21 protein-coding genes are annotated in these 21,726 nt (G+C 72.6%); 9 read left to right on the forward strand and 12 right to left on the reverse strand.

The features are described 5' to 3' along the window. Positions 1-31: 31 nt before the first annotated feature. From N4G63_RS03995 to N4G63_RS04015, 5 genes are read right to left on the reverse strand one after another with little or no spacing between them, the layout of a single operon-like run. A complete protein-coding gene (locus N4G63_RS03995) occupies positions 32-1,081 on the reverse strand; it encodes an ABC transporter ATP-binding protein (RefSeq protein WP_260790275.1) in 1,050 nt (349 codons plus the stop codon). Then, complete coding sequence (locus tag N4G63_RS04000; protein WP_260790276.1) at positions 1,078-1,986, reverse strand: ABC transporter permease; 909 nt, start codon at positions 1,984-1,986, stop codon at positions 1,078-1,080. The genes N4G63_RS03995 and N4G63_RS04000 overlap by 4 nt, the downstream gene beginning before the upstream one ends. A 13-nt stretch (positions 1,987-1,999) precedes the next feature. Beyond that, the gene (locus N4G63_RS04005) at positions 2,000-2,953 is read right to left on the reverse strand and encodes an ABC transporter permease (protein WP_260790277.1); all 954 of its coding nucleotides are present in this window, start codon (positions 2,951-2,953) and stop codon (positions 2,000-2,002) included. Then, on the reverse strand, positions 2,953-4,623 hold the full coding sequence (locus N4G63_RS04010) for an ABC transporter substrate-binding protein (protein ID WP_443111998.1): 1,671 nt from the start codon (positions 4,621-4,623) through the stop codon (positions 2,953-2,955). The genes N4G63_RS04005 and N4G63_RS04010 overlap by 1 nt, the downstream gene beginning before the upstream one ends. Positions 4,624-4,638: 15 nt before the next feature. Continuing rightward, complete coding sequence (locus N4G63_RS04015; protein ID WP_260790278.1) at positions 4,639-5,334, reverse strand: aspartate/glutamate racemase family protein; 696 nt, start codon at positions 5,332-5,334, stop codon at positions 4,639-4,641. 75 nt (positions 5,335-5,409) lie between these two features. On the opposite strand from N4G63_RS04015, the gene N4G63_RS04020 reads away from it, so the two are divergent. Beyond that, complete coding sequence (locus tag N4G63_RS04020; protein ID WP_260790279.1) at positions 5,410-6,513, forward strand: phosphotransferase enzyme family protein; 1,104 nt, start codon at positions 5,410-5,412, stop codon at positions 6,511-6,513. Positions 6,514-6,517: 4 nt separating this feature from the next. Here N4G63_RS04020 and N4G63_RS04025 read toward each other — a convergent pair whose 3' ends face one another. Next, complete coding sequence (locus N4G63_RS04025) at positions 6,518-7,417, reverse strand: caspase family protein (protein ID WP_314599374.1); 900 nt, start codon at positions 7,415-7,417, stop codon at positions 6,518-6,520. A 175-nt stretch (positions 7,418-7,592) separates the two neighbouring features. Here N4G63_RS04025 and N4G63_RS04030 point away from each other — a divergent pair, with 175 nt between their 5' ends. Both N4G63_RS04030 and N4G63_RS04035 read left to right on the forward strand, forming a co-directional pair. Further along, entirely contained in the window at positions 7,593-9,716 is a 2,124-nt protein-coding gene (locus N4G63_RS04030) for an amidohydrolase family protein (protein ID WP_314599375.1), read from the forward strand. Between the two features lie 185 nt (positions 9,717-9,901). Next, entirely contained in the window at positions 9,902-10,357 is a 456-nt protein-coding gene (locus tag N4G63_RS04035) for a response regulator (protein WP_260790282.1), read from the forward strand. 32 nt (positions 10,358-10,389) lie between these two features. Here the strand turns inward: N4G63_RS04035 and N4G63_RS04040 are convergent, their stop codons facing one another. Then, on the reverse strand, positions 10,390-10,959 hold the full coding sequence (locus N4G63_RS04040; protein ID WP_260790283.1) for a CAP domain-containing protein: 570 nt from the start codon (positions 10,957-10,959) through the stop codon (positions 10,390-10,392). After that, a complete protein-coding gene (locus N4G63_RS04045) occupies positions 10,943-12,157 on the reverse strand; it encodes an NAD(P)/FAD-dependent oxidoreductase (protein WP_260790640.1) in 1,215 nt (404 codons plus the stop codon). The genes N4G63_RS04040 and N4G63_RS04045 overlap by 17 nt, the downstream gene beginning before the upstream one ends. Before the next feature lie 200 nt (positions 12,158-12,357). Here N4G63_RS04045 and N4G63_RS04050 point away from each other — a divergent pair, with 200 nt between their 5' ends. The 5 genes from N4G63_RS04050 to N4G63_RS04070 all read left to right on the forward strand — a co-directional run bounded on the left by N4G63_RS04050 (position 12,358) and on the right by N4G63_RS04070 (position 17,978). After that, positions 12,358-13,605 (forward strand): NAD(P)H-dependent flavin oxidoreductase, encoded by a 1,248-nt coding sequence (locus tag N4G63_RS04050; protein ID WP_260790284.1) that lies wholly within the window; start codon positions 12,358-12,360, stop codon positions 13,603-13,605. 166 nt (positions 13,606-13,771) lie between these two features. After that, complete coding sequence (locus tag N4G63_RS04055; RefSeq protein WP_314599376.1) at positions 13,772-15,511, forward strand: hypothetical protein; 1,740 nt, start codon at positions 13,772-13,774, stop codon at positions 15,509-15,511. Between the two features lie 494 nt (positions 15,512-16,005). Next, positions 16,006-16,524 (forward strand): hypothetical protein, encoded by a 519-nt coding sequence (locus N4G63_RS04060; RefSeq protein ID WP_260790287.1) that lies wholly within the window; start codon positions 16,006-16,008, stop codon positions 16,522-16,524. Between the two features lie 175 nt (positions 16,525-16,699). Next, a complete protein-coding gene (locus N4G63_RS04065) occupies positions 16,700-16,942 on the forward strand; it encodes a hypothetical protein (protein WP_260790288.1) in 243 nt (80 codons plus the stop codon). A 55-nt stretch (positions 16,943-16,997) separates the two neighbouring features. Further along, positions 16,998-17,978, forward strand: a complete 981-nt coding sequence (locus N4G63_RS04070; RefSeq protein WP_260790289.1) for an NAD-dependent epimerase/dehydratase family protein — start codon at positions 16,998-17,000, stop codon at positions 17,976-17,978. Here the strand turns inward: N4G63_RS04070 and N4G63_RS04075 are convergent. The 4 genes from N4G63_RS04075 to N4G63_RS04090 form a co-directional block, all read right to left on the reverse strand. Beyond that, entirely contained in the window at positions 17,962-18,330 is a 369-nt protein-coding gene (locus N4G63_RS04075) for a hypothetical protein (RefSeq protein WP_260790290.1), read from the reverse strand. The genes N4G63_RS04070 and N4G63_RS04075 overlap by 17 nt on opposite strands. Positions 18,331-18,391: 61 nt before the next feature. Next, positions 18,392-18,778: a cupin domain-containing protein gene (locus N4G63_RS04080; protein WP_260790291.1), complete on the reverse strand. Its 387-nt coding sequence runs from the start codon at positions 18,776-18,778 to the stop codon at positions 18,392-18,394. A 78-nt stretch (positions 18,779-18,856) separates the two neighbouring features. Continuing rightward, positions 18,857-19,564, reverse strand: a complete 708-nt coding sequence (locus tag N4G63_RS04085; RefSeq protein ID WP_260790292.1) for a choice-of-anchor E domain-containing protein — start codon at positions 19,562-19,564, stop codon at positions 18,857-18,859. Positions 19,565-19,601: 37 nt separating this feature from the next. Beyond that, positions 19,602-20,282, reverse strand: coding sequence for a choice-of-anchor E domain-containing protein (locus tag N4G63_RS04090; RefSeq protein WP_260790293.1), 681 nt, complete (start codon positions 20,280-20,282; stop codon positions 19,602-19,604). A 434-nt stretch (positions 20,283-20,716) separates the two neighbouring features. On the opposite strand from N4G63_RS04090, the gene N4G63_RS04095 reads away from it, so the two are divergent. After that, entirely contained in the window at positions 20,717-21,607 is an 891-nt protein-coding gene (locus N4G63_RS04095) for a DMT family transporter (RefSeq protein ID WP_260790294.1), read from the forward strand. Positions 21,608-21,726: the final 119 nt, after the last annotated feature.

The following is a 21,726-nucleotide window of genomic DNA, read 5'->3' on the forward strand; positions in this document are numbered from 1 at the left end:
GCGCTCGGCCCGCCTGGTGCTGCGAACGACGTCATGCCGCGTCTCCCATAGCCGCCGGATGCCCGCTGCCCGCCTCGTGCATCAGGCAGGCCACGCCATGCGCATCACCCGGCGCCACCGACCGCGGCACCTGCTGGCTGCACACCGGCGCCGCCATCGCACAGCGCGGGTGAAACCGGCAGCCCGGCGGCGGCGCAATCGGGTTGGGCGGGTCGCCGGCCAGCGGCGGCACCTCGGTGCGGTGGTCGGGGTCGAGGGCCGGCATGCTGGACAGCAGGGCCTTGGTGTAGAGGTGCAACGGCGCCTCGTACAGCGCCTCGGTGGGGCCCAGTTCGGCCACGCGGCCGAGGTACATCACCATCACCCGGTCGCTGATGTGGCGCACCACCTGCAGATCGTGGCTGATGAACACATAGGTCAGGCCGAAGGCGTCCTTCAGGTCCATCAGCAGGTTCAGCACCTGGGCCTCGACGCTCTTGTCCAGCGCCGACACGGCCTCGTCCAGGATCACCAGGCGCGGCTGCAGCGCCAGCGCACGGGCGATGTTGACGCGCTGACGCTGGCCGCCCGACAGTTCATGCGGCCAGCGGCCGGCAAAACGCGCCGGCTCCAGGCCCACGCGGGCCAGCAGGTCGTGGGCGCGCGCCACCGCCTCGCGGCGCGACACGCCATGCACCATGGGGCCGAAGGCGATGGAATCCTCGATGGTCAGGCGCGGGTTCAGCGAGGCATAGCTGTCCTGGAACACCATCTGCACCTGGCGCCGAAACGCCTTCAGCGGCAGGTCGCGCGTGCCGACCACGCGGCCATCGAACACCACCTCGCCGGCGGTGGGCGCGATCAGCTGCATCATCAGCCGCGCGGTGGTGCTCTTGCCGCAGCCCGACTCGCCCACCACGCCCAGGGTCTCGCCCTTGCGCACGGCAAAGTCGACGCCATCCACCGCGCGCACCACACGGCCGTCGCCCGGCAGCAGGCCGCCGAACAGGCCACGCTGAAGGCCGAAATGCTTGGTCAGGCCGCGGATGCTGAGCAGCGGCTGGGCGGGGCCGCCGATGTCGGTGTGGGGGGCAGCGCTCATCGCTTGTTGTCCATCGCCGAACGCAGGCCGTCCGACAGCAGGTTGAAGGCGATCGAGGTGATGAAGATCATCGCCCCGGGCAGCGCGGCCACGGCCGGCTGGGTGTAGATGGCCGTGCGCAGGGTGTTGAGCATCAGGCCCCATTCGGGCTCGGGCGGCTTGACGCCCAGGCCCAGGAACGAGAGGCCCGAGGCCAGGATCAGGCTCACCGCGATCAGGCTGGTGCTGTAGACGAAGATCGGCCCCAGCACATTGCCCAGCACGTGCACCCGCACGATGGTGAAGGCGCTGGCGCCCGAGGCGCGCGCGGCCTCCACGTAGTCACGCCCCTTGGCCTGGGCGGTGACGGCCTCGGCCACGCGGGCGATCTGCGGCACGAACACGATGGTCAGCGAGATCAGCGAGTTGAGGATGCCTGCCCCCAGCGCACCCGACAGCGCAATCGCCAGCAGCACCGACGGGAAGGCGTAGAACACGTCGATGGTGCGCATGATGGCGCTGTTGACCCAGCCGCCCGCATAGCCCGCCAGGATGCCCAGGCCCGAGCCGATCACAAAGGCCATCAGCACCGGCGTGAGGCCCATGAACAGGCTCAGCCGCGTGCCCACGATCAGGCGGCTGAGCAGGTCGCGGCCGAGCTCGTCGCTGCCCAGCAGATAGCCCTCGGCACCGATGGGCTGCAGGCGCTTGAGCATCGAGCTCTGGTACGGATCGGCCGGCGCCAGCCAGGGCCCGAAGGCGGCCAGCAGCAGCAGCGCCAGCACCACCAGGCCGGCGCCCATGGCCACGCGGTCGGCCAGCAGGCGGCGCAGCACGCTGGCCCAGTAGCCGGGGGAGGTTTGCACGGCGGCCGTGGCCAGCGCGTGGGCGGCCGGCGAGGCGGCGGCAGGGGCGAGGGTGCTCATGTCCTTGCCTCCATCAGCCACGGGCGATCCGCGGATCGAGCGTGGATTGAACGATGTCCACCAACAGGTTCAGCACCACGAAGAACATCGCCAGCACCAGGATCGTGCCCTGCAGCAGCGGCAGATCGCGCTGGAAGATGGCGCTGTTGAGCAGGAAGCCGGTGCCCGGCCAGGCGAACACCGTCTCGATCAGGATGCTGCCGCCCAGCAGGTAGCCCAGCTGCAGGCCCATCACCGCCAGCGCGGTGGGCGCGGCGTTCTTCACCACATGGCAGAAGATGCCGAAGTCGGTCAGGCCCTTGGCCTTCAGGCCCACGATGAACTCCTGCGCCAGCAGCTCGGCCACCAGCGCGCGCACGGTGCGGGCGATGATGCCCATCGGAATGACGCTCATCGTGGCCGCCGGCAGCACCATGTACTGCAGGTGGTTCCAGTCCCAGGCCCAGCTGCTGGAGCCGTCGGGCCCGGCGCCGGTACTGGGCAGCCAGCCGGTCAGCGCCGAGAACACGATCACCCCCACCATGCCCAGCCAGTAGTGCGGCACGCTGACGCCCAGCACGCTCAGCATCGACGCCAGGCGGTCGGGCCAGCTGCCCTGGAAGTAGCCCGCCACAAAGCCGAACAGGCTGCCCAGCACAAAGCCGATGGCCGTGGCCAGCACCGCCAGGCGCAGCGTGTTGCCCACGGCGTTGAGCACCTCGCTGGCCACCGGCCGGCCGCTGGCGATGCTGGTGCCCAGATCGCCCTGCAGCGCGCGCCACACCCACACGCCGAACTGCTCGGGCAGGCTGCGGTCGAAGCCGTAGATCTGGCGCATCTGCGCCGCCAGCTCGGCCGAGGCGTCGGGCGGCAGGATGGCCACCAGCGGATCGCCCGGCGCCAGGTGCACCAGCGCAAAGCACACCAGCGCCACGCCGGCCATGATGGGCAGCGCGTACAGCACGCGCTGCAGCAGGGTGGCCAGCATCAGTCGATGGTCAGCGGGGCGAGATCGATGAACCAGCTGCGCGGCTGCACCACGCCCTTGACCTTGGCGGCGATGGCGCGCGGGCCCACGTCGTGCGCAATCCACACGAAGGGCGCCTCTTCCACGATGCGCGCATGCAGCTTGGCCAGCGCGCCGTCACGCGCCTTGTCGTCGAAGCTGCCGCGCGCATCGGCGATCAGCTTGTCGATCTCGGCATTGCCGAAGTAGCCCCAGTTGTTGCTCACCGGCGGGAAGGTCTTGGTGCTGGCAAAACGCACCATCGCGAAGAACGGGTCCATCGCCGCGTAGCTCACGTTGATGGCGTTGGCGCCGTTGGCCGAGGGGTCCTTGGCGCCCTTGCGCCAGTTGGTGAACAAGGTGTTCCACTCGATCACGTCGAACTGCACGTCGAAGCCACATTGCTTGAGACTTTGCTGCGCAAACTCGTTCATCGGCAGCGGCTGCATCTGGCCCGAACCGCTGGCGCTGATCTGCACCTTCACCTTCAGCGGCTTGGCCGGCGTGTGGCCGGCCTCGGCCATCAGGCGCTTGCCTTCGGTGGGGTCGTAGCGGATGTCGAACTTCGGGTTGCCCCACCACGGGTGGCCGGGCGGCACGGTGCCCTTGGGAATGGCCATCATGCCGCCCAGCAGCTTGAGCAGGCCGGTGCGGTCGACGCACAGGTTGGCGGCGTGGCGCACCCGCTTGTCGAGCCAGGGCGAGCCCTCGGCAAAGCTCAGCTGCCAGGGCCACACATGTGGCTGCTGGTTGAAGTAGATCTTGTGGCCGCGGCCCTGGATGGCGGCCATGGCATCGGGCGCCGGCGCCTCGATCCAGTCCACCTGGCCCGACAGCAGCGCGGCGGTGCGCGCATTGGCCTCGGGCATGGGCAGCAGCACCAGCTTGTCGATCTTGGGCGTGCGCTTGGGGTCCCAGTAGGCCTTGTTGGGTGACAGCTCGAGCCGCTCGCGCGCCACGAAGCGGGTCATGCGGTAGGGGCCCGAGCCCGAGGCATCGGCGGCAAAGGCGGGCCAGGCGGCCTTGGCCTTGTCGGCCGGCGTGGCGCCTGCCGCAGCATCGAACTTCTTCTGCCAATGCGCCGGCGAGGCCATGAACAGGTTGGTCAGGTTCAGCGGCAGGAACGCATCGGGCTCGCTGGTGGTGAGTTCCACCGTCAGGTCGTCGATCTTTTTCGCGCTGCGCAACGTGGGCATGCGGCTGGCGGTCACGCCCACCTGGCTGGCGTCGAAGTGCGGCGCGTCCTTGTCGAGCACCTTGCGCACGTTCCACACGACGGCGTCGGCGGTGAAGGCGCTGCCGTCATGGAACTTCACGCCGGGGCGCAGCTTGAACACCCACTTGGTCTTGTCCTTGGCATCCACGGCCCAGCTCAGGGCCAGGCCGGGCACCGGCACGCTGGGCGCATCGGTCTTGCTCAGATCCCAGTGCACCAGCGCGTCGTACAGCGGAATGCCGGTGAAGCGGTTGCCCTCGAAACCCTGGTCGGGCTGGCCCAGCGTGCGCGGGATGTCTGCCGCGGTCATGGCGATGCGCAGCACCTTTTCCTGGGCCAGCGCGGCGGGACTGGCCAGCAGGGCGGTGGTGGCCGCCACCGCCGACAGCGTGGCCGTGGCGGCGCGGGAAACCAGGGGTCGGGGCAGGGTTTTCATTCGGCAAACGCTCCATCAGACGGTGGGGCGAGCACTGCAAGCGGTGTGCCACGCGGCCCGCAGGCCAACCTGCACGTTGTCGACCAGGGGCACCTGCAGCTCGGCCGACAGCGGTGCGGCCAGGTCGGCCAGGGCCGCGCCGCCGATCACGATGGCCTGCACGCCCGGGCGCGCCAGCGCTTCGTGGCAGGCAGCGCGCAGCAGCGTCTGGGCGGCGGCGGGGTCGGCCATCAGCTCGGCGCCGCTGGGCGCCACGGTCACCACCTCGGCCAGGCGGGCGGCCAGGCCCAGGCGCTCGGCCAGGGCCCACAGCATGGGCCGCCAGGCGGCGCCGCCGGTAACGATGGCATAGCGCCCGTCAGGCCCCCCGTGCGTGGCGGCCAGGGCCTGGGCCTGGCGCATGGCCACCTCGGCCAGGCCCAGCACCGGCACCCGGGTGCGGGCGCGCAGCGCGGCCACACCGGGGTCACCAAAACAGGCCACCAGCACCGCGTCGGGCTCGCCGTGCGCCGCCACATGGCTGGCCCAGGCGGCAGGCACCGCCTGCTCGGCCAGCGCACAGGCCGCAGCGCTGGCGATATAGGGTTCACCGAACGGTGCGGTGCGTGCGTGCAAGACGCCATCGTGGGGTGCCAGCGCACCGGCGTGGTGCGCCAGCAGCTCGGTCACGGCGGCGCTGGTGTTCGGGTTGATCAGCAGCAATTGAGGCATGCACGGCCCTGGTGCAAGCCGCGTGCCGTGCGGCTGGCCGCGGGTTTCAGGCTGCGGCAAGATCGCACCGCCGCCATGCGCTCACCACCCGCCGACCGCCGTTCGCCGCCGCCGCAGCTGCGCCCGCCGCCGTCCCGGCCCGCGCGCGCCGCCCCCAGCCCGCTGGCGCACGAGCTGCCGCGCCTGCTGGCCGCCCACGGCCTGCGCCTGCAGCACTGGCGCCGCATCGCCGCGCTCGACTGCACCGTGCTGCGCCTGCGCAGCAGCGCCGGGCATGACCTGGCGCTGCGCATCTACCCGCCCGGCCGCCGCAGCGACGCGCACATCGCCTTCGAGCTGGCGCTGCTGGCCGACCTGGCGGCCGAAGGCTGGCGTGTGCCGCGGCCCTGGACGGCGCCCGACGCCACCACGCTGCCGCGCCTGGCCGACGGCCGCGTGGCCGTGCTGCTGGACTGGCTGGACGGCCGCTGCCTGGACGCGGCGGTGCGCCCGGCGCACCTGCAGGCCACCGGCCGCTTGATTGCCGCCATCCACCACGCCGGCGAGCGTGTGCTGGCGCGCCAGCATGCGGCGCCGCCGCCCGGCGTCGACCTGCTTGGCGGCTGGGCCGCAGGACAGCGCCGCGCCACGCCGCTGTGGCCGCTGGGCGCCTGCCGCCTGGCCACCGCGGTGGCGCGCGAACTGCAGGCCGAGATCGCCGGCTGGCCGCGCAACGCCGCCAGCTGGGGCCTGGTGCATGGCGACATGCACTTGTGGAACCTGCTGTTTCGCCGCGGCCAGGCCGGCGCGATCGACTTCACCGACTGCGGGCTCGACTGGCGGGCACAGGATCTGGCCTCGGTGCTGCAGTACCTGCAGCATCCGCTGGCCCGCAACCACGACCACCGCAACCGCTATCCGGCGCTGCGCGACGCGCTGCTGGCCGGCTACGACACGCAGCGCGGTCTGTGGCCGTTGGCCCAGGCGCAGACCGACGCGTTGCGGGTGGCGCGCTGGCTGGGCAGCGTGGCCTGGGTGCTCGACGACTGGCCACGCCCCACGCTGCGCGCCTTTGGCCCCGGCCTGCTGCGCAGCGTGCCGCGGCTGCTGGCGGGCCGGCTGCTGGGTGGGCCGGCCACGGCCGGCGGGCCGTTGCAGCATCCGGCCAGCGGGCCGCTGCAGCATCCGGCCGCGCCATGAGCGCTCAATAGACGATGGCGCTGGCGCGGTTGGTGGCGTTGCCCTCGAGCTGCGGCACCTGGCTGAACTGGCCCTTCAACGCCGCGCGGACCTTGGTCACCACGGCCTTGCGCGAGAGCTTGTTGCCGCTGTCGCGCAAGGTCTTGACGTACCAGTAGGTGAAGGCGCCGTTGTAGCGGCCGCTGAAGTAGGCATCGGCACTGGTCTGGTTGGCCTTGCAGCCGCTCCACAGCACATGGTTGCGGCCGGCCACGGCCTTGTCGGCGGCCGCGGCGGCGGTAGCCTGGGCGGCCTTCTTGCCCTTGCCGGCGGCCGCGCTGCTGCCGGGCGCGCGCTGCAGCGTGAAGCCGCGCACCGTGCGCTGCCTGACCGCCCCCTGCAGCTCGCCGGCCGGCGGCGCCACATAGCGTGCGCGCGGCGCGTGCAGGCTGAACTCGGCGCCGCGCAAGCCGCTGCCCGAGTGGCAGGTGTCGAGGTAGACCTCGAGCAGGGTGCTGGCCGGCAGCTGGGCGAACAGCCCATTGAGCTCGTCGTCGCTGATGATGCGCGCCGGGTCCCAGGCATTGCCCTTTTGCGCGATGTCGTAGGGCACGAAGGCCTCGTCCATGCCGTCGGGCTCGTCGCCGCTCTTGTCGGCCATCTGCGTGCCGTGCGACGACAGGCTGAACAGCAGGTAGCTCAGCTTGCCGGCCTTGGCCGCCGCCACCGCAGCCTGCAGCTCGGCCATGATGGCGGCCTTGGTGGCCTGGGCATCGACCAGGGTCTTGATCTCGCCGGCCTTGAAGCCCAGCACCTCCTTGGCCAGCGCAGCCATGTCCTTGGCGTCGTTGACGCAGCCGTTCAGGGCGAACTGCGGGTAGTTGGCGAACTTGTTGATGCCCACGCAGATGGCTTTCTTGGCCATGACGGTCTCCTCGTGCTGGTTTGGGGGCGCCCACAGTGCGCTGTCACCCGCACAGCGGCCATCCCTAGATGGCGCGGCGCCAAAGCCGGTGCCGGACGGGCCGCCGCGCCTGGGCAATACTGCTTGCAGGCCGCCTTGCGCGGCGACATGGTCAAGGATTCAGGTGAAGAAGCCCATGCACAAGTCTCGTTGGATGGCGCCGCGGTGCAGGCGCGCGCGTCAGGCCCTGCTGGCCCTGCTGCCGTTGCTGGCCTTGGCCCAGGTGGCGGCCCAGGCGTCGCCCCCGGGTGCGCGCTACGACCTGGTCAGCGAGTCGTCCGGCCAGCGCCTGGGCGGGCTGCAGATCGAGCAGGCGCAAGTGGACGGAGCGCGCCAGCTCACGGTGCGCTTCGAGTACAAGGACAATGGCCGCGGTCCCGAGACGGTGGAGCAGATCCGCCTGGCCGACGACGGCACGCCGCAGCGCTACAGCGTCAAGGGCACCAGCACCTACGGCAGCGCCATCGACGAGCAGTTCGAGCGCGAGGGCGGGCGCGTGCGCTGGCGCTCGCCGGTCGACCAGGGCGACCAGGCGCTGGACGGCCCGGCGCTGTATGTCTCGATGGGCGGCTCGCCGGCCATGGATGCGGTGGCGCTGGGCGCGCTGAGCCGCCGCCCCGATGCCAGCCTGCCGCTGCTGCCCAGCGGCCGCCTGACCCAGCGCGTGGTCGACCGCACCGAGCTCAGCCACCAGGGCCGGCGCCTGGCGCTGCAACTGCTCGAGCACACCGGCCTGGGCCTGTCGCCCAACTATGTGTGGGCCACCGACGAGGCCCAGCCGCGGCTGTTTGCCGCCGTCTGGTCGGGCTGGGGCGCGCTGATCGAGGAGGGCTGGGCGGCCAGCCTGGGCACGCTGCGCGAGCGCCAGCGCCAGGCCGAGGCCGCGCTGCACCGTCGGCGTGCCACCGAGTGGCTGCAGCCGCTGCCGGGGCTCACCGTGGTGCGCAATGCGCGGGTCTTCGACAGCGCCGCCGCGCGCCTGGGCCCGGCCAGCGATGTGTATGTGCTGCGCGGGCGCATCACCGCGGTGCTGCCGGCCGGCAGCGTGGCCGCGCGCGAGCCCGAGCACGAGATCGACGCCGGCGGCCGCGTGATGCTGCCCGGCCTGTTCGACATGCACGACCATGCCTGGCGCGGCAGCGGCGGCCTGCACCTGGCCGCCGGCGTGACCACCGTGCGCGACATGGGCAACACCAATGCCCAGCTGCAGCAGCTGCTCGACGAGACCGCGCGCGGCGAGCTGGCCTATCCGCAGATCGTGCCGGCCGGCTTCATCGAGGGCGCCAGCCCCTTCTCGTCGGCCAACGGCTTCATGGTGCGCACGCTCGACGAGGCCAAGGCCGCGGTCGACTGGTACGCCCAGCGCGGCTACGGCACGGTCAAGATCTACAACTCCTTCCCGCGCGAGTTTCTGCAGCAGGCGATCGACTACGCCCACCTGCGCGGCCTGCGCGTGGCCGGCCATGTGCCGGCTTTTCTGCGTGCCGAGGAGGTGGTGGACATGGGCTTCGACGAGGTCTCGCATGTCAACCAGCTGCTGCTGAACTTTCTGGTCACGCCCAGCACCGACACGCGCACGCTCGAGCGCTTCTACCTGCCCGCCGAGCGCCTGGGCACGCTCGACCTCGACAGCGCCGCGGTGCGCGAGTTCATCGCCAAGCTCAAGGCCCGCGGCACGGTGGCCGACCTGACGCTGATGACCTTCCAATTCCTGCAGCAGCGCGACGGCGAGGCGCCGGCCGAGCTGGCCAGCGTGCTCGCGCACCTGCCGCCCGACATGCAGCGCAGCCTGCGCGCCGCGCAGATGAAGATCCCCGACGAGGCCACGGCCCAGCGCTACCGCGCCGCGGTGGCCAAGCTGTCGGAGTTTGCGCTGCGCCTGCACCGCGCCGGTGTCACGCTGGTGGCCGGCACCGACCACCTCTCGGGCCTGGTGCTGCACAGCGAGGTGATCGCCTATGTGCACGCCGGCCTCACGCCGGGCGAGGCGCTGCGCATCGCCACCTACAACGGCGCCAAGGTCAGCGGCACGCTGGGCGACCGCGGCGAGATCCTGCCCGGCCGCCGTGCCGACCTGCTGCTGGTGGATGGCGACCCCACCCAGCGCATCGACGACCTGCGCCGGGTGGCCCTGGTGCTCACCCAGGGAGGGGTGCTGCGGCCGCGCCAGGTGCACGAGGCCATCGGCATCCGCCCGTTCACCGACAGCCAGGTGCCGGTGCGTCGGCTGATCGCGCCTGCCGCACCGATTTCGCGTTAGCAGAAACCCGGCCCTCCAGGCATGCCGCTCATCCGGCGTGCTTGCAAACCGGCACACATCGGCGGCCCGGCTGCAGCCGGGGTCATGTGACGAACGGCCCGGGCGGCGCTATGCTGCGCGTCTGGATCGGCCGGAGGCGTTGCGGCGATCGGCCCCACGCCCCCGGACCCGCCTGGATGACCGCGATGAGCCCCCCGACCGCCAACGCCGCCGCCAAAGCCGACACCTGCCTGCAGGGCACCGTGCTCTACATCGAGGACGAGCCGGTCAGCGTGCAGCTGGTGCAGGCCCTGCTGGCGGCGCATCCCCAGGTGCATCTGCTGCATGCCGGCACCGGGGCCGAGGGCGTGAGCCTGACCCGCAGCGCCCAGCCCGACTTCGTGCTGCTCGACATGCACCTGCCCGACATGAACGGCCTCGAGGTGGTGCGCCAGATCAGCGGCGAGATCGCGGCACGCGGGCTGCGTGTGAGCATCCTCACCGGCGACCGGCTCACCATGGACATCATCAAGGCCATGAGCCTGGGCGCCTACGAATACTGGGTCAAGCCGCTGACCGCCTCGGTGTTCGAGAACGGCCTGCGCCGCGCGCTCACCGGCACCCGGCCCGACCCCGCGCGCACCCTCAGCGGCGTGCGCTGAAACCTGGCGCCGGAACCGCTGCGCGGCCGCGCTCAGCGCGATGCCGGCGTTGCCCCGGCCGGCGCCCCCGGCACCGCCGACGGCCGCGCCAGCGTCATCGCCCAATAGGGCTCGCCGCCGGCGCTGCGCGCGCAGGCCATGCCCAGCTCGGTGAAGCGCGGGTTCAACAGGTTGGCGCAGTGGCCGGCGCTGACCGCCCAGTGCGCCACCAGGGCCGGCACGCTGCGGTGGCCCTGGCCCAGGTTCTCGCCCCAGCTGCTCCACACGTAGCCGGCGCGCTCGAGGCGGTCGCCGCCCTGGCTGCCGTCGCTGCCGCGGTGGGCCATGCCGCCCTGGCCGGCCATGTCGGCGGCATGGCCCGCGGCGGCCATGGCGGCGGCGCCAGACCATTGCAGCGCCGGTGCCGCCGGCATCCAGCGCCCGGCGCAGCGTGCACCCTGGGCGCGCAGCGCGTTGACCGACTGCAGCGCCTGTTGCGGCAGATCGACCGGCGGGCAGGGTGAAGCCGCCTCGGCCGCCCTGACGGCCGCAGCGCTGGTCAGCGCCAGCGCCAGGCCCAGCACCAGGGCCAGCGCCATGGCCCGGTCAACCCGCGGCGGCATGGCCGTTGTCCGCCGGCGCCAGCCGCGCCGCCACCACCTCGGCAATCGCCAGCGAGGCGGTGAGCCCCGGCGACTCGATGCCGAACAGGTTCACCCAGCCGGGCGCGCCGTGCACCTCGGGGCCGTCGATGCGGAAATCGGCCGCGGGCTCGCCCGGGCCGCTGATCTTGGGCCGCATGCCGGCATAACCGGGCTGCAGCACGCCATCGGGCAGGCCGGGCCAGTAGCGGCGCACCTCGTCGTAGAAGGGCGCGGCCTGCGCCGCGTCGACCGTGTAATCGATGGCCTGCACCCATTCGAAGCTCGGGCCGAAGCGTGCCTGGCCGCCCAGATCGAGCGTCAGGTGCACGCCCAGGTGGCCGCTGTGGCCGGGCGCCGGGTACACCAGGCGCGAGAACGGCGCGCGCCCGGGCAGCGTGAAGTAGCAACCCTTGGCCAGATGGGCCTGCGGCACGCTGGACAGCGGCATGCCGGCGATGCGCCGCGCCAGGGCCGGCGCGCCCAGGCCGGCGGCGTTGACCACCAGGCGCGCGCGCAGGCGGGTGCGGGCCGCGGTGTTTGCGCCACCCGGGCCGGCCATGCCGGCTTTGTCGGCGTTGTCGGCCATGCCGGCGCTGTCGCCCGGCGGGCGGTTGGCCACGTCGAGCACCGCGCCGCCCTCGGGCAGCAGCTGGCCGCCAATGACGCTGGCGCACAGCGCCAGCGCCGCGCCATGGGCCTCGGCATCGCCCAGCAGGGCCAGCATCAGGCCGTGGCTATCAACGATGCCGGTCGACGGCGACAGCAACGCGCCCACGCAGGCCAGCGCCGGCTCGAGCGCCTGCGCCTGGGCGGCCGACAAGGCCTGCAGATCGTGCACGCCATTGGCTGCCGCGGTGGCCTGCAGCTGCGCCAGCGCGGGCAGTTCGTCGGCACTGCCGGCCACGATCAGCTTGCCGCAGCGCTGGTGCGCCACGCCGTGGCTGGCGCAGAAGTCGTACAGCAAGGCCTTGCCGCGCACGCACAGCGCGGCGCGGCGCGAGCCCGGCGGGTAGTAGATGCCGGCGTGGATGACCTCGCTGTTGCGCGCGCTGGTCACGGTGCCGAAGGCGTTCTCGGCCTCCAGGATCACCACCTCGCGGCCGGCCTGCGCGAGCGCGCGCGCCACCGCCAGGCCCACCACGCCGGCGCCGATCACCACACATTCCACGCTGTCCATGTCCATCGGCCGTGATTGTGGGCGATGCGCCGGGGCGCCGGGCGGCCCGTCATGCCCGGCCGCGGTGGCGGGTGCGGCTGCGCATCCAGGTTGTCCCTGATCTTGGTCAAGGCCCGCGTGGCGGCGGGCGGCTAGCCTGCCGCCTCCCCTTGCAAAGCCTGGCTGGCGCGCTCCTGCGCGGCACACCAGGCCCCCCACCGATGCTGTCGCCCATCACTGCCAACACGGGCATCGCGCCCGATCTTCTGCCCACGCTGCACAGCAGCGGTCTGCAGCCGCTGCGGCTGGCAGGGCGGCTGCTGCTGCCCATCGTGCAGGGCGGCATGGGCGTGGGCGTGTCGGCGCACAAGCTGGCCGGCGCGGTGGCGCGCCAGGGCGGCATCGGCACGCTCAGCAGCGTCGACCTGCGCCGCCACCACCCCGACCTGATGGCGCGCACCGAGGGCCTGTCGGCGCGCCCGGGCCAGGACGCCGACACCAAGGCGCAGATCGATGCGGCCAACCTCGAGGCGGTGTCGCGCGAGGTCAAGGCCGCGCGCGAGGCGGCCGGCGGCCTGGGCCTGATCGCGATGAACGTGATGCGTGCGGTGAGCGACTACGCCGCCTATGTGAAGCGCTCGCTCGAGGCCGGGGTCGACATGGTGGTGGTGGGCGCCGGCCTGCCGCTCGACCTGCCCGATCTGGCCGCCGAGCACCCCGATGCGCTGCTGGTGCCCATCCTCAGCGACAGCCGCGGCGTGGCCCTGCTGGTGAAGAAGTGGGAGCGCAAGAAGCGCCTGCCCGATGCCATCGTCATCGAGCACCCGCGCCTGGCCGGCGGCCACCTGGGCGCCGCGCGCATTGCCGACCTGAACGACCCGCGCTTCGACTTCGAGCGCGTCATTCCCGAATCGCGCGAGTTTCTGGCCAGGATGGGCGTGGACATCCCGCTGATCGCCGCCGGCGGCATCCGCAGCTGTGAGGACATCGCCCGCATCCAGGCCCTGGGCGGCGCCGCCGTGCAGCTGGGCACGCCGTTTGCCGTCACCACCGAGGGCGATGCCAGCCTCGAGTTCAAGCGCGTGCTGGCCGAGGCCCGCGACGAGGACATGGTCGAGTTCACCAGCGTGGCCGGCCTGCCGGCGCGCGCGGTGGCCACGCCCTGGCTCAAGAACTACCTCAAGGCCGAACCGGCGCTGCAGGCCGTGGCCCACGCCAAGGCACGCTGCACCAAGGCCTTCGACTGTCTGGCCCAGTGCGGACTGCGCGACGGCTTCAAGGACTGGGGCCAGTTCTGCATCGACAACCAGCTCGCCGCCGCGATGCGCGGCGATCTGAAGAAGGGCCTGTTCTTTCGCGGCGTGGGCGCGTTGCCCTTCGGCGCACAGATCCGCAGCGTGCGCGAGCTGATGGAGCGCCTGCTGACCCGCGGCGTGGCCGTGCCCACGGCGCTGCCCGGCCAGGCCTGACCCGCTGCGGCGGCTGCGGGTGTAGCGCCCGGCATGGGCTTGAAGGCCGCGCAGTTCGGCGCTTTGGCCGTCGGCTGGCCGGCCAGAATGCGCCATCAGCCGGCCCGGGCCGATGCGCGCCACTGCGGCGGCAGCGCCACGGGCCGGTGCCCTGGCACTGCGCGCCGTGAGCCTTCCGTCTGCCGATGACCTGATCGCCGATCTGCTGCCCGGCCGCTGGCGTGGCCCGGCCGGCGTGCGGCCGACCTCCTTGCAGCAATGCCTGTGGCTGGCCCTGCTGCTGCATGTGCTGGCCATGCTGGCACTGGGCAACGCCCCCGGCGGCAGCGCCCGCCCCGGTGAGGGCGTGTGGGGCGCGCTGAACGTGACGCTGCGCGGTGAGGCATCGGGCCACAGCCCGCACGGCACGGTGGCCAGCGACGCCTACACCGGCCCCGAAGGCCGCGCCCAGCAACGGCGCTGGGGCGGGGCGGTGCGCCCGCACGACGCGCAGCGCCCCCCCGAGCAGCAGCCCGGCGCGGCCCGTCTGGGCGCCTGGCAGGCGCAGGCCACGGCCGACGACCACGCGCCCTCCGCCGACGCCGCTGACGCCGCCGACGCCGGCGCTGTGGCCGCTGCGCCGGCCGAGGCGGTTCGGCCGGCTCCCGCACCTGCACCCGCACCCGCACCTGCACCCGCACCTGCACCTGCACCTGCACCTGCACCTGCACCTGCACCTGCACCTGCACCTGCACCTGCGCCTGCGCCTGCGCCTGCGCCTGCGCCTGCGCCTGCGCCTGCGCCGGGTGCCGAACCCTTGCCGCTCCGTGCCGCGGTGCCGGTGGCGCCACTGCCGCCCAGTGCCGTGAAGGCCGTGCCTGCCGCGCCGCTGGCGGCAGCGGCCGCCCGGGATCTGGCGCCACCCAGCCTGGCCCTGCCGGTGCCTGCCGCACCGCCGCTGCTGCTGCCACCGCTGCCCGGCGCGCCGGCGCCAGTGCCGCTGCCAGTGCCGCCTCCTCAATCGGCGCGGCCCCCGGCGGTTGACCTCCCGGCACCAGGCCCGGCGCCCACCGATGTGCCGGTGCCACGACAGCCACCGGCACGGGTGCAGACGGCGCGCAGCGCGGTCGCGGCGGTGGCCAGTCCGGCGCTGGCGGCCTCGGCCAGCCTCACGCTGCCACCGCCGCCGCTGCTGAGCGCGCCCGAGCGCACGGCGGCCGCGCCATCGGCACCACCGGCACCACCGGCACCACCGGCACCACCGGCGCCACCGGCGCCACCTGCGCCGCCCATGCCGCCTGCCCCCGCGCAGCCGCCCCGGCCAGCCGTGCCAGCCTTGGCCAGGGCGGCGGCTCCCGTGCTGGTGCCGCCTGCACAGGCCTTGCAGGCCAAGGACGCTGCACTGCCCGCGCCGCCCACCTTGGCCATGCCCTCCGTGCCAACGCCAACGCCAACGCCAACGCCAACGCAGCCCGTCCCCGGCGTGGCCGCCGCCGCGCCAGCGCCCACCGCGGCGGCCGCCCCGGCAGGCCGCGCGGCCGCACCATCGCCCGGTGCACTGGCCGACGCTGCCGCCACGCGCACCACCGCCACGCCGCGCCTGGGCGCGCGGCCGCTGGCCGGGGCGCCCGATGCGGGCGCGCGGCTGGGACACGACCTGGCCACGCCGCCATCGCTGCCGGCCAGTGCGCCGCGGCTGAACCTGGAGCTGGTGCGCCCGCGCGGCGGCGAGCTGTCGCGCAGCAGCACCGCGGGCATGCTGCCGCTGCTGCCCCGGCCGCCCGAGGCGCCCGCCAAATCAAAGCTGGCCGAGGAACTGGACAAGGCCAGCCGGCCCGACTGCCGCACCGCCTACAGCGCCATGGGCCTGGCCGCCGCTGCGCCACTGGTGCGCGATGCGGTCAAGGGCGACGGCTGCCGCTGGTAGGCGGGCCAAGCCGGCCTGTGCGGGGTGGCGGCCAAGGCGGGCGGCCGCCCCGCCGCAAAGCTGTGCCTTATTGCTTGCGGAACGCGGTGTCGGTTTGTCACTACCCCTTTGTGAGGGTATCTGGACGCCCACCCAACATGTCATCGTTGCGGCATGTTCGAGGTTCATTGATCGCGCGGTGCGGGGCACCGCGGGCCGGTGCGAGTTGCGGTGCGGCGTGCAATGCCGCACGGCGTTCCGGGATAGGCGCATCGGTATCGCGGTTACTGCTGATGCGGCGATCTCAGCGAAAACGATAGAATTGTTTCCAACAGTGACAGCCTGGACGAGCAAACCAGGCCGATCACGTGGAAGGTCAGGCTGCCTCCGGCCCCGTGCCGGGGGGGCGTTGGGATACCTGGCTGAACCACGGGCACTGCAGAACTAAAAGCGGGCGTCGTCGGCATGTGCAAGCGACGGCTTCAAGGGGAGGAACCCTTCGAAAGCCAAACCAGATGAATACAAGAACTGTCACCATCCATACCGGGGTGCGCATCCGCGTACCCGAGCACATCCAGCGCATCGACACCCACAGCACGCACGGCTGGCAGATGCGCTACGGGCAACCCACGCTGTTCTTCTCGGACGGCCAAGGCAGCGGCAACGGCCCGCGGCAGGCGCTCAAGCGCGCTGTCGACGCGCTGCGCCAACGCATTGCCGAACTGCCTGCGCCCACCGGCCTGCAGCGCGAGATCAGCCCCAACAAGCAGAACGATCTGCCGGTGGGCATCAGCGGCCCGATCCTGCGCCACCGCCCCGGCCGCTCGGTGCCCGAGTGCCACTTCTCGGTGAACCTGCCGCGTTTCGGTGCCAAGCCGCTGCGCCGCAGCGTCTACATCGCCAACCAGAACACCTACTCGCCCGAGCGTTACCAGGCGGCGCTGGATTCGGCGATCCAGATGCGTCGCGAGGCCGAGTCGCAGTACCAGGTGGATGCCACCGAGGCCAAGCGCAAGTCGGCCAACAAGCTGTGAGCCACTGAGGGCCGCCGGCCGGTGGACGCCCTGCGGCGGGCCACCGCCCGTCGCCGGCCTGGTCGGTTCAAGCGGGCGCGCAGGCCGTTCATCGCAAGGGCCTCGCGGGGCCGGGCAGGGGTGCCGATGATGACTTCATCGCACCACCCCTCACGCACCGTCAGGAGCGCCCGCCATGATCCCGCAACACCTCTTTGCCGCCACCACCCAGCACCTCACGGCCCTGGGTCTGGCCACCATCACCGCGCTGAGCATCGTGAGTTCGATGTTCGGTGTGGCCGAGGGCTATCGCAGCGAGCAGCTGCTGGCCCAGGCCGCCAGCCAGCCGCTGGCGGCCACCAGCCCGGCGCTTGGCACCAGCCCGGCGCTTGGCCCCAACCCGGCGCTTGCCAGCACCGCGCGCCAGCCCAAGACCTAAATCCCAGGATGAGCGCGCAAGGCGCCATCGGGGCGCGGCATGGCCGCATGCCGGCATGAAAGTCCTGGTCACCGGTTCGAGCGGCCGCATCGGCCAGGCCGTGCTGCAGGCCCTGCAGGCCCAGGGCCATGCGGTGCAGGGCCTCGACCAGCGGCCCGGCCCGGGCAGCACCTGGGTGGGCGACCTGGCCGATGCCGCGCTGCTGAGCCGTGCGCTGCGCGGCGTGCAGGCCGTGGTGCATGCGGCGGCCCTGCATGCGCCCCAGGTGGGGCAGCTGGCCGATGCCGAGTTCGAGCGGGTCAATGTGCTGGGCACGCAGCGCCTGGCCCAGGCGGCGCTGCAGGCCGGCGTGCGCCGCGTGGTCTACACCAGCACCACCGCGCTGTATGGCGCCGGCGAGGCGGCTGCGCACGCGCCCGGCACGCCGGCCGCCGTGCCCTGGATCACCGAGGCCACCGTGCCGCGGCCACGCACCATCTACCACCGCAGCAAGCTGGCCGCCGAGCGTGTGCTGGCCGAGGCGGTGGCTGCATCGCAGGGCGCGCTCAGCCTGCGCGTGCTGCGCATGTCGCGCTGCTTTCCCGAGCCGGCACCGCTGATGGCCGTGTACCGGCTGCACCGGGGTGTGGACGCCCGCGACGTGGCCCAGGCCCATCTGCTGGCGCTGCACCACGGGCCCATGCCGCAGGCCGGACTCAGCGCGTCGCCGGCCGGGCCGGGCCTGGCCGGTGGCTGCGGGCTGGCCGATGTGGCCTGCTTCATCGTCTCGGGCCTGCCGCCGTTCGTGCCGGCCGATGCGGCCGCCTTGGGCAGCGATCTGGCCGGCGTGCTGCAGCGGCGCTGCCCGGGCCTGCTGCAGGCCTTTGCGCAGCGGGGCTGGGCGGTGCCGGCGGGCATCGACCGGGTGTACGACCCCTCGCTGGCCGTGCAGTGCCTGGGCTGGAGGCCGCGCTGCGGCTTTGAGTCGGTGCTGGCGCAATGGGCGGCCGGTGCACCCGAGGTGCTGGCGCCGCAGCCACTCAGGCGTGGTGGGTGACGTAGATGTCGGTGTCGGGCAGCAGCCGGCGCAGGGTCTGGAAGGCGGTGTCGGCCAGTTCGGCACCGCCGCAGCGCGGGTCGACCGCCAGCTGCAGCTCGGCTTCGCCATCGCCCAGGGTCAGGGCCCGCACCACGCGGTTGTCATCGCCGCTGATCGGCAGGCCCAGCGACTGCTGCAGCGCCTGCATCACGCGGTGCAGCTCGGCGGCCGGCCCGCTCAGCCGTGGCGCACCGCAGGGCTCGCCCAGCGCGCTGCGGCACACCGGCCCGCTGCTGGCCTGCAGGCAGGCCGCGCAACCGCGGCTGGGCTCGGCGGCATGGATCGGGATGATGGTGGCAGGACAGGCCATGGCCGGACTGTGCCTCAACCAGCGCCGGCCGAAATGACAAAGATCAAGACGGGCCGGCCGCTCAGCCGCGCACGAACAAGGTGACCAGGGGCACCTCGCCCAGTTGCCGGCTCCAGTGGCCGTGCAGCTCGGCATCGAAGCTGGCGCCGGCCGGCAGCAGATCGGCCGAGTAGAAATGCTGGCCGGGGCCGAACACGCGCGAGCTGCCGTCCTGCAGGCCGATCTCCATCTGCCCGGCCAGGATGAACACCCATTGCGGGTTCTCGGTGCAATGGAAGCTGCTGCGAAAGCCCAGCGGGCTCTCGCGCAGCTGGTAGCCGCCGCTGGGCATCAGCGCGGACAGCCGCGCCTGCGGCTTGCCCTCGTTCAGTTCGACGGCCTCGTCGCGGAAGCGCGCGCGGCCATCGGTGTCGGTGAAGAGGACGACGCGGGTGAAGCTGGGGTTCATGCCCGGCATGGTAGCCGGGCGCCCAGCCGCCCAGCCGCTTAGCCGCTTAGCCGCTCAGCCGCTCAGCCGCTCAGCCGCTCAGCCGACGCGGCGGCGCGAGGCCAGCGTGCCCAGCATGCCCAGGCCGGCGGCCATCAGGGCCCAGGTGCCGGGCTCGGGCACCGGGGCGCTGGCAAAGCTGTAGGTCACACGGGCATAGGCGCCGGCCTGCGAGGCGTAGCCGTCAACATAGTTGGCGGCACCGGTGCTCATCGAGCCGTCGCGTGCGCTGATGTCCAGGGTCAAGGCGCCGGGGCCGGTGAACAGCGCCAGACTGGCGGCATCGGTGAAGCTGAGGCTGGCGCTGCGTGTCACCGGCGTGCTCAGGTCGACATCGATGCCCGAGCTGCCGGCAAAGTCTTCGCTGCCATCGAAGGCGCTGAAGTTCACCACCTTGGCGTACTGCGGGGTCACGGTCAGCGCCGGGCTGCCGGCGGTGGGCAGGGCCAGCGCAATGGTCGAGGCCAGGGTCAGCGTCAGCGTCGCGGCCTGCTGGTCGGTGCTTTCGGCACCCAGGCTGCCGGCCAGCGAGCCGAACAGCTCCACCGTCACGCCGGTCAGCGTGGCGCTGCCGCCATACTGCTGCACCGAGAGCTGCGCGTCCCAGTCGGTGTCTTGCAACGCCACGATGTTGGAGCTGAAGCTCACGGTGCCCGGCAGCGCCGGGGCGGCCACGGCGGCGGCCGTGGCAAAGGGCAGGCTCAGCGCGGCCAGCAGGGCGGCGGTGTGGTGGGTGAAGCGGGTCATGTGGTGGTCCTGTCTGGCGAGGCGATGGGGCGGCGGGTCAGGCAGCGTGGGCTTTGCGGCGGCTGGCGGCACCGGCGGCCAGCAGGGCCAGGCCCAGCAGCGCGACCGAGCCCGGCTCGGGCACGGTGCCGCCCGGAATCACGGCCGGCGGCAGCAGCGCCTCGCGGTAGTCATAGGTGATGCTCAGGCTGGCGGTGGCCGTGGTGGCGATGCCCGAGCGGCTGTTGCCGCTGCCGCTGTTGTTGGCCTGGCCATGGGCCGAGACCACGAACTCGAGCAGGTCGGCACCGATGAAGGCGCTGAGGTCGTCCGTGCCCAGCAGCCAGGTCAGCACCTGGCTGTCGGTGGCGTCCACGGTCTGGGTGTAGCCGGCGGTGCCGGCGTAGTCGATGGCGTCGTCCTTGCCCGACACGTTGTTCTTGACCTTGGCCTGGGTGTTGAGCGTGATGTTGCCCAGGATGCTGTTGGCGAAGCTGAGCTCGCCATTGACCTGCTGCACCACCTCGCGGCCGTTGCGGCCGGTGTTCTCGTACTTGAAGGTGCTGGCGAACAGGCCGTCGTAGCTCAGCGTCACGCCGGTCAGCGTGCCCAGCGAGGCGCTGAACTGCGGCAGGCTCAGCGTGGTCTCGTACCAGTTCGTGGTGCCCGTGTGCGAGTCGGCAAACGACACGTTCTGGGTCAGCAGCGCGGCAGAGGCGGTGGAGGCTGCGGTGGCCATGGCGGCCGCAACCGCGAAGGCGGCGAGTTTCTTCACGAGTGATCCCAACGATTCTTGGAGGTGGTGGCCGGGCCTGTGCGGTCCGGTCTCGGGTGGTTTCATAGCGAGCGCCATGCCAGCCCTTGTGTGAGTGGATATTCCCTTAAGAATCAATCACTTGCCACCCGCGCCCACGGGGGCTGCGGCGGGCTGTCAAAGGCGGCGACGTGCGGTCCTTCACGCTCCAGCGCCGTTCGTGAAGCAACGCACGCCGGCCGCACCCCCCCGCAGCCCCGGGGGCGTCAAAACTTTCGACAAACCCTGCGCCAGCCAGGCCGGCCGGCCGCCCGGGCCATGCTCCCGGCCTGCTGGCCCGGCCAGCAGGCCCCGCCTGCACGTCCGGCCTGCAGCGCTGCAGTCGGGGCCGGCGCATGGCACTGGCACACTGCGTCGCCATGACCGTGCACACCCCCGGCGCCATGCGCCTGGCCTTGCTGGCCACCATGGCGATCTGGGGCGGCAACCTGGCCGTGGTGAAGCTGCTGCTCGAGCGCTTCGACCCGATGGCCTTGTCGGCGCTGCGCATGGCGGTGGCGGCCCTGGCGCTGCTGGCCGTGCTGCACTGGCATGGGCCCGGCTGGCCCCGGCTGTCGCGCCGGCAGTTCGCCGGCATGCTGCTGTGCGGCCTGCTGATGATCTACCTGAACCAGATCTGCTTCACGCTGGGCGTGCAGCGCACCGTGGCGGCCAATGCCGCGCTGGTGATCGCGCTGAACCCGCTGGTGTCGACGCTGGCCGCCGCGGCGCTGCTGGGCGAGCGGCTCACGCCGGCGCGGCTGCTGGGCGTGGTGCTGGGTTTTTCGGGCGTGGCCGCGGTGGTGCTGCACCGGCCCGGCGCGGCGCTGGGCCAGGGCGGGCTGGGCGACTTGCTGGTGTTCGGCTCGGTGCTCACCTGGGTGGCCGGCGGCGTGCTGGTGCAGCGGCTCACGCGCAACATGGATTCCACCGTGGTCAGTGCGGTGGTCAATGTGCTGGGCACCAGTGCCGTGGTGCTGCATGCGCTGCTGGACCCCGGTACGCGCCTGCCCGACTGGGGCGCGGTGCGTGCACTCGACTGGCTGCTGGTGGCGCTGTCGGGCCTGCTGGCCACCGCCGTGGGCGCGCTGGTGTGGAACCGCGCGCTGGTGCGCCTGGGCGTGGCGCGCACCGCGCTGTATGCCTACTGGGTGCCGATCTTCGGCGTGGGCTTTGCGGTGCTGCTGCTGGGCGAGCCGCTCACCGTGTGGCACGGCGTGGGCCTGGCGGCCGTGCTGTCGGGCACCTGGCTGGGCACGCGCAAGGCCTGAGGCTGGGTGCCGGCCGAACCCGAAGCTGAACCCGGGTTCGGGTTCGTGTCACTCGGGGCAAGGCCCGACACCATCCGGCGCCGGCCGGCGCGACACTGGGGCATCGATCCTGCTACGGC

Origin of the sequence: Aquabacterium sp. OR-4 (assembly GCF_025290835.2) — a bacterium.
Classification (GTDB): Bacteria; Pseudomonadota; Gammaproteobacteria; order Burkholderiales; family Burkholderiaceae_C; genus Pseudaquabacterium.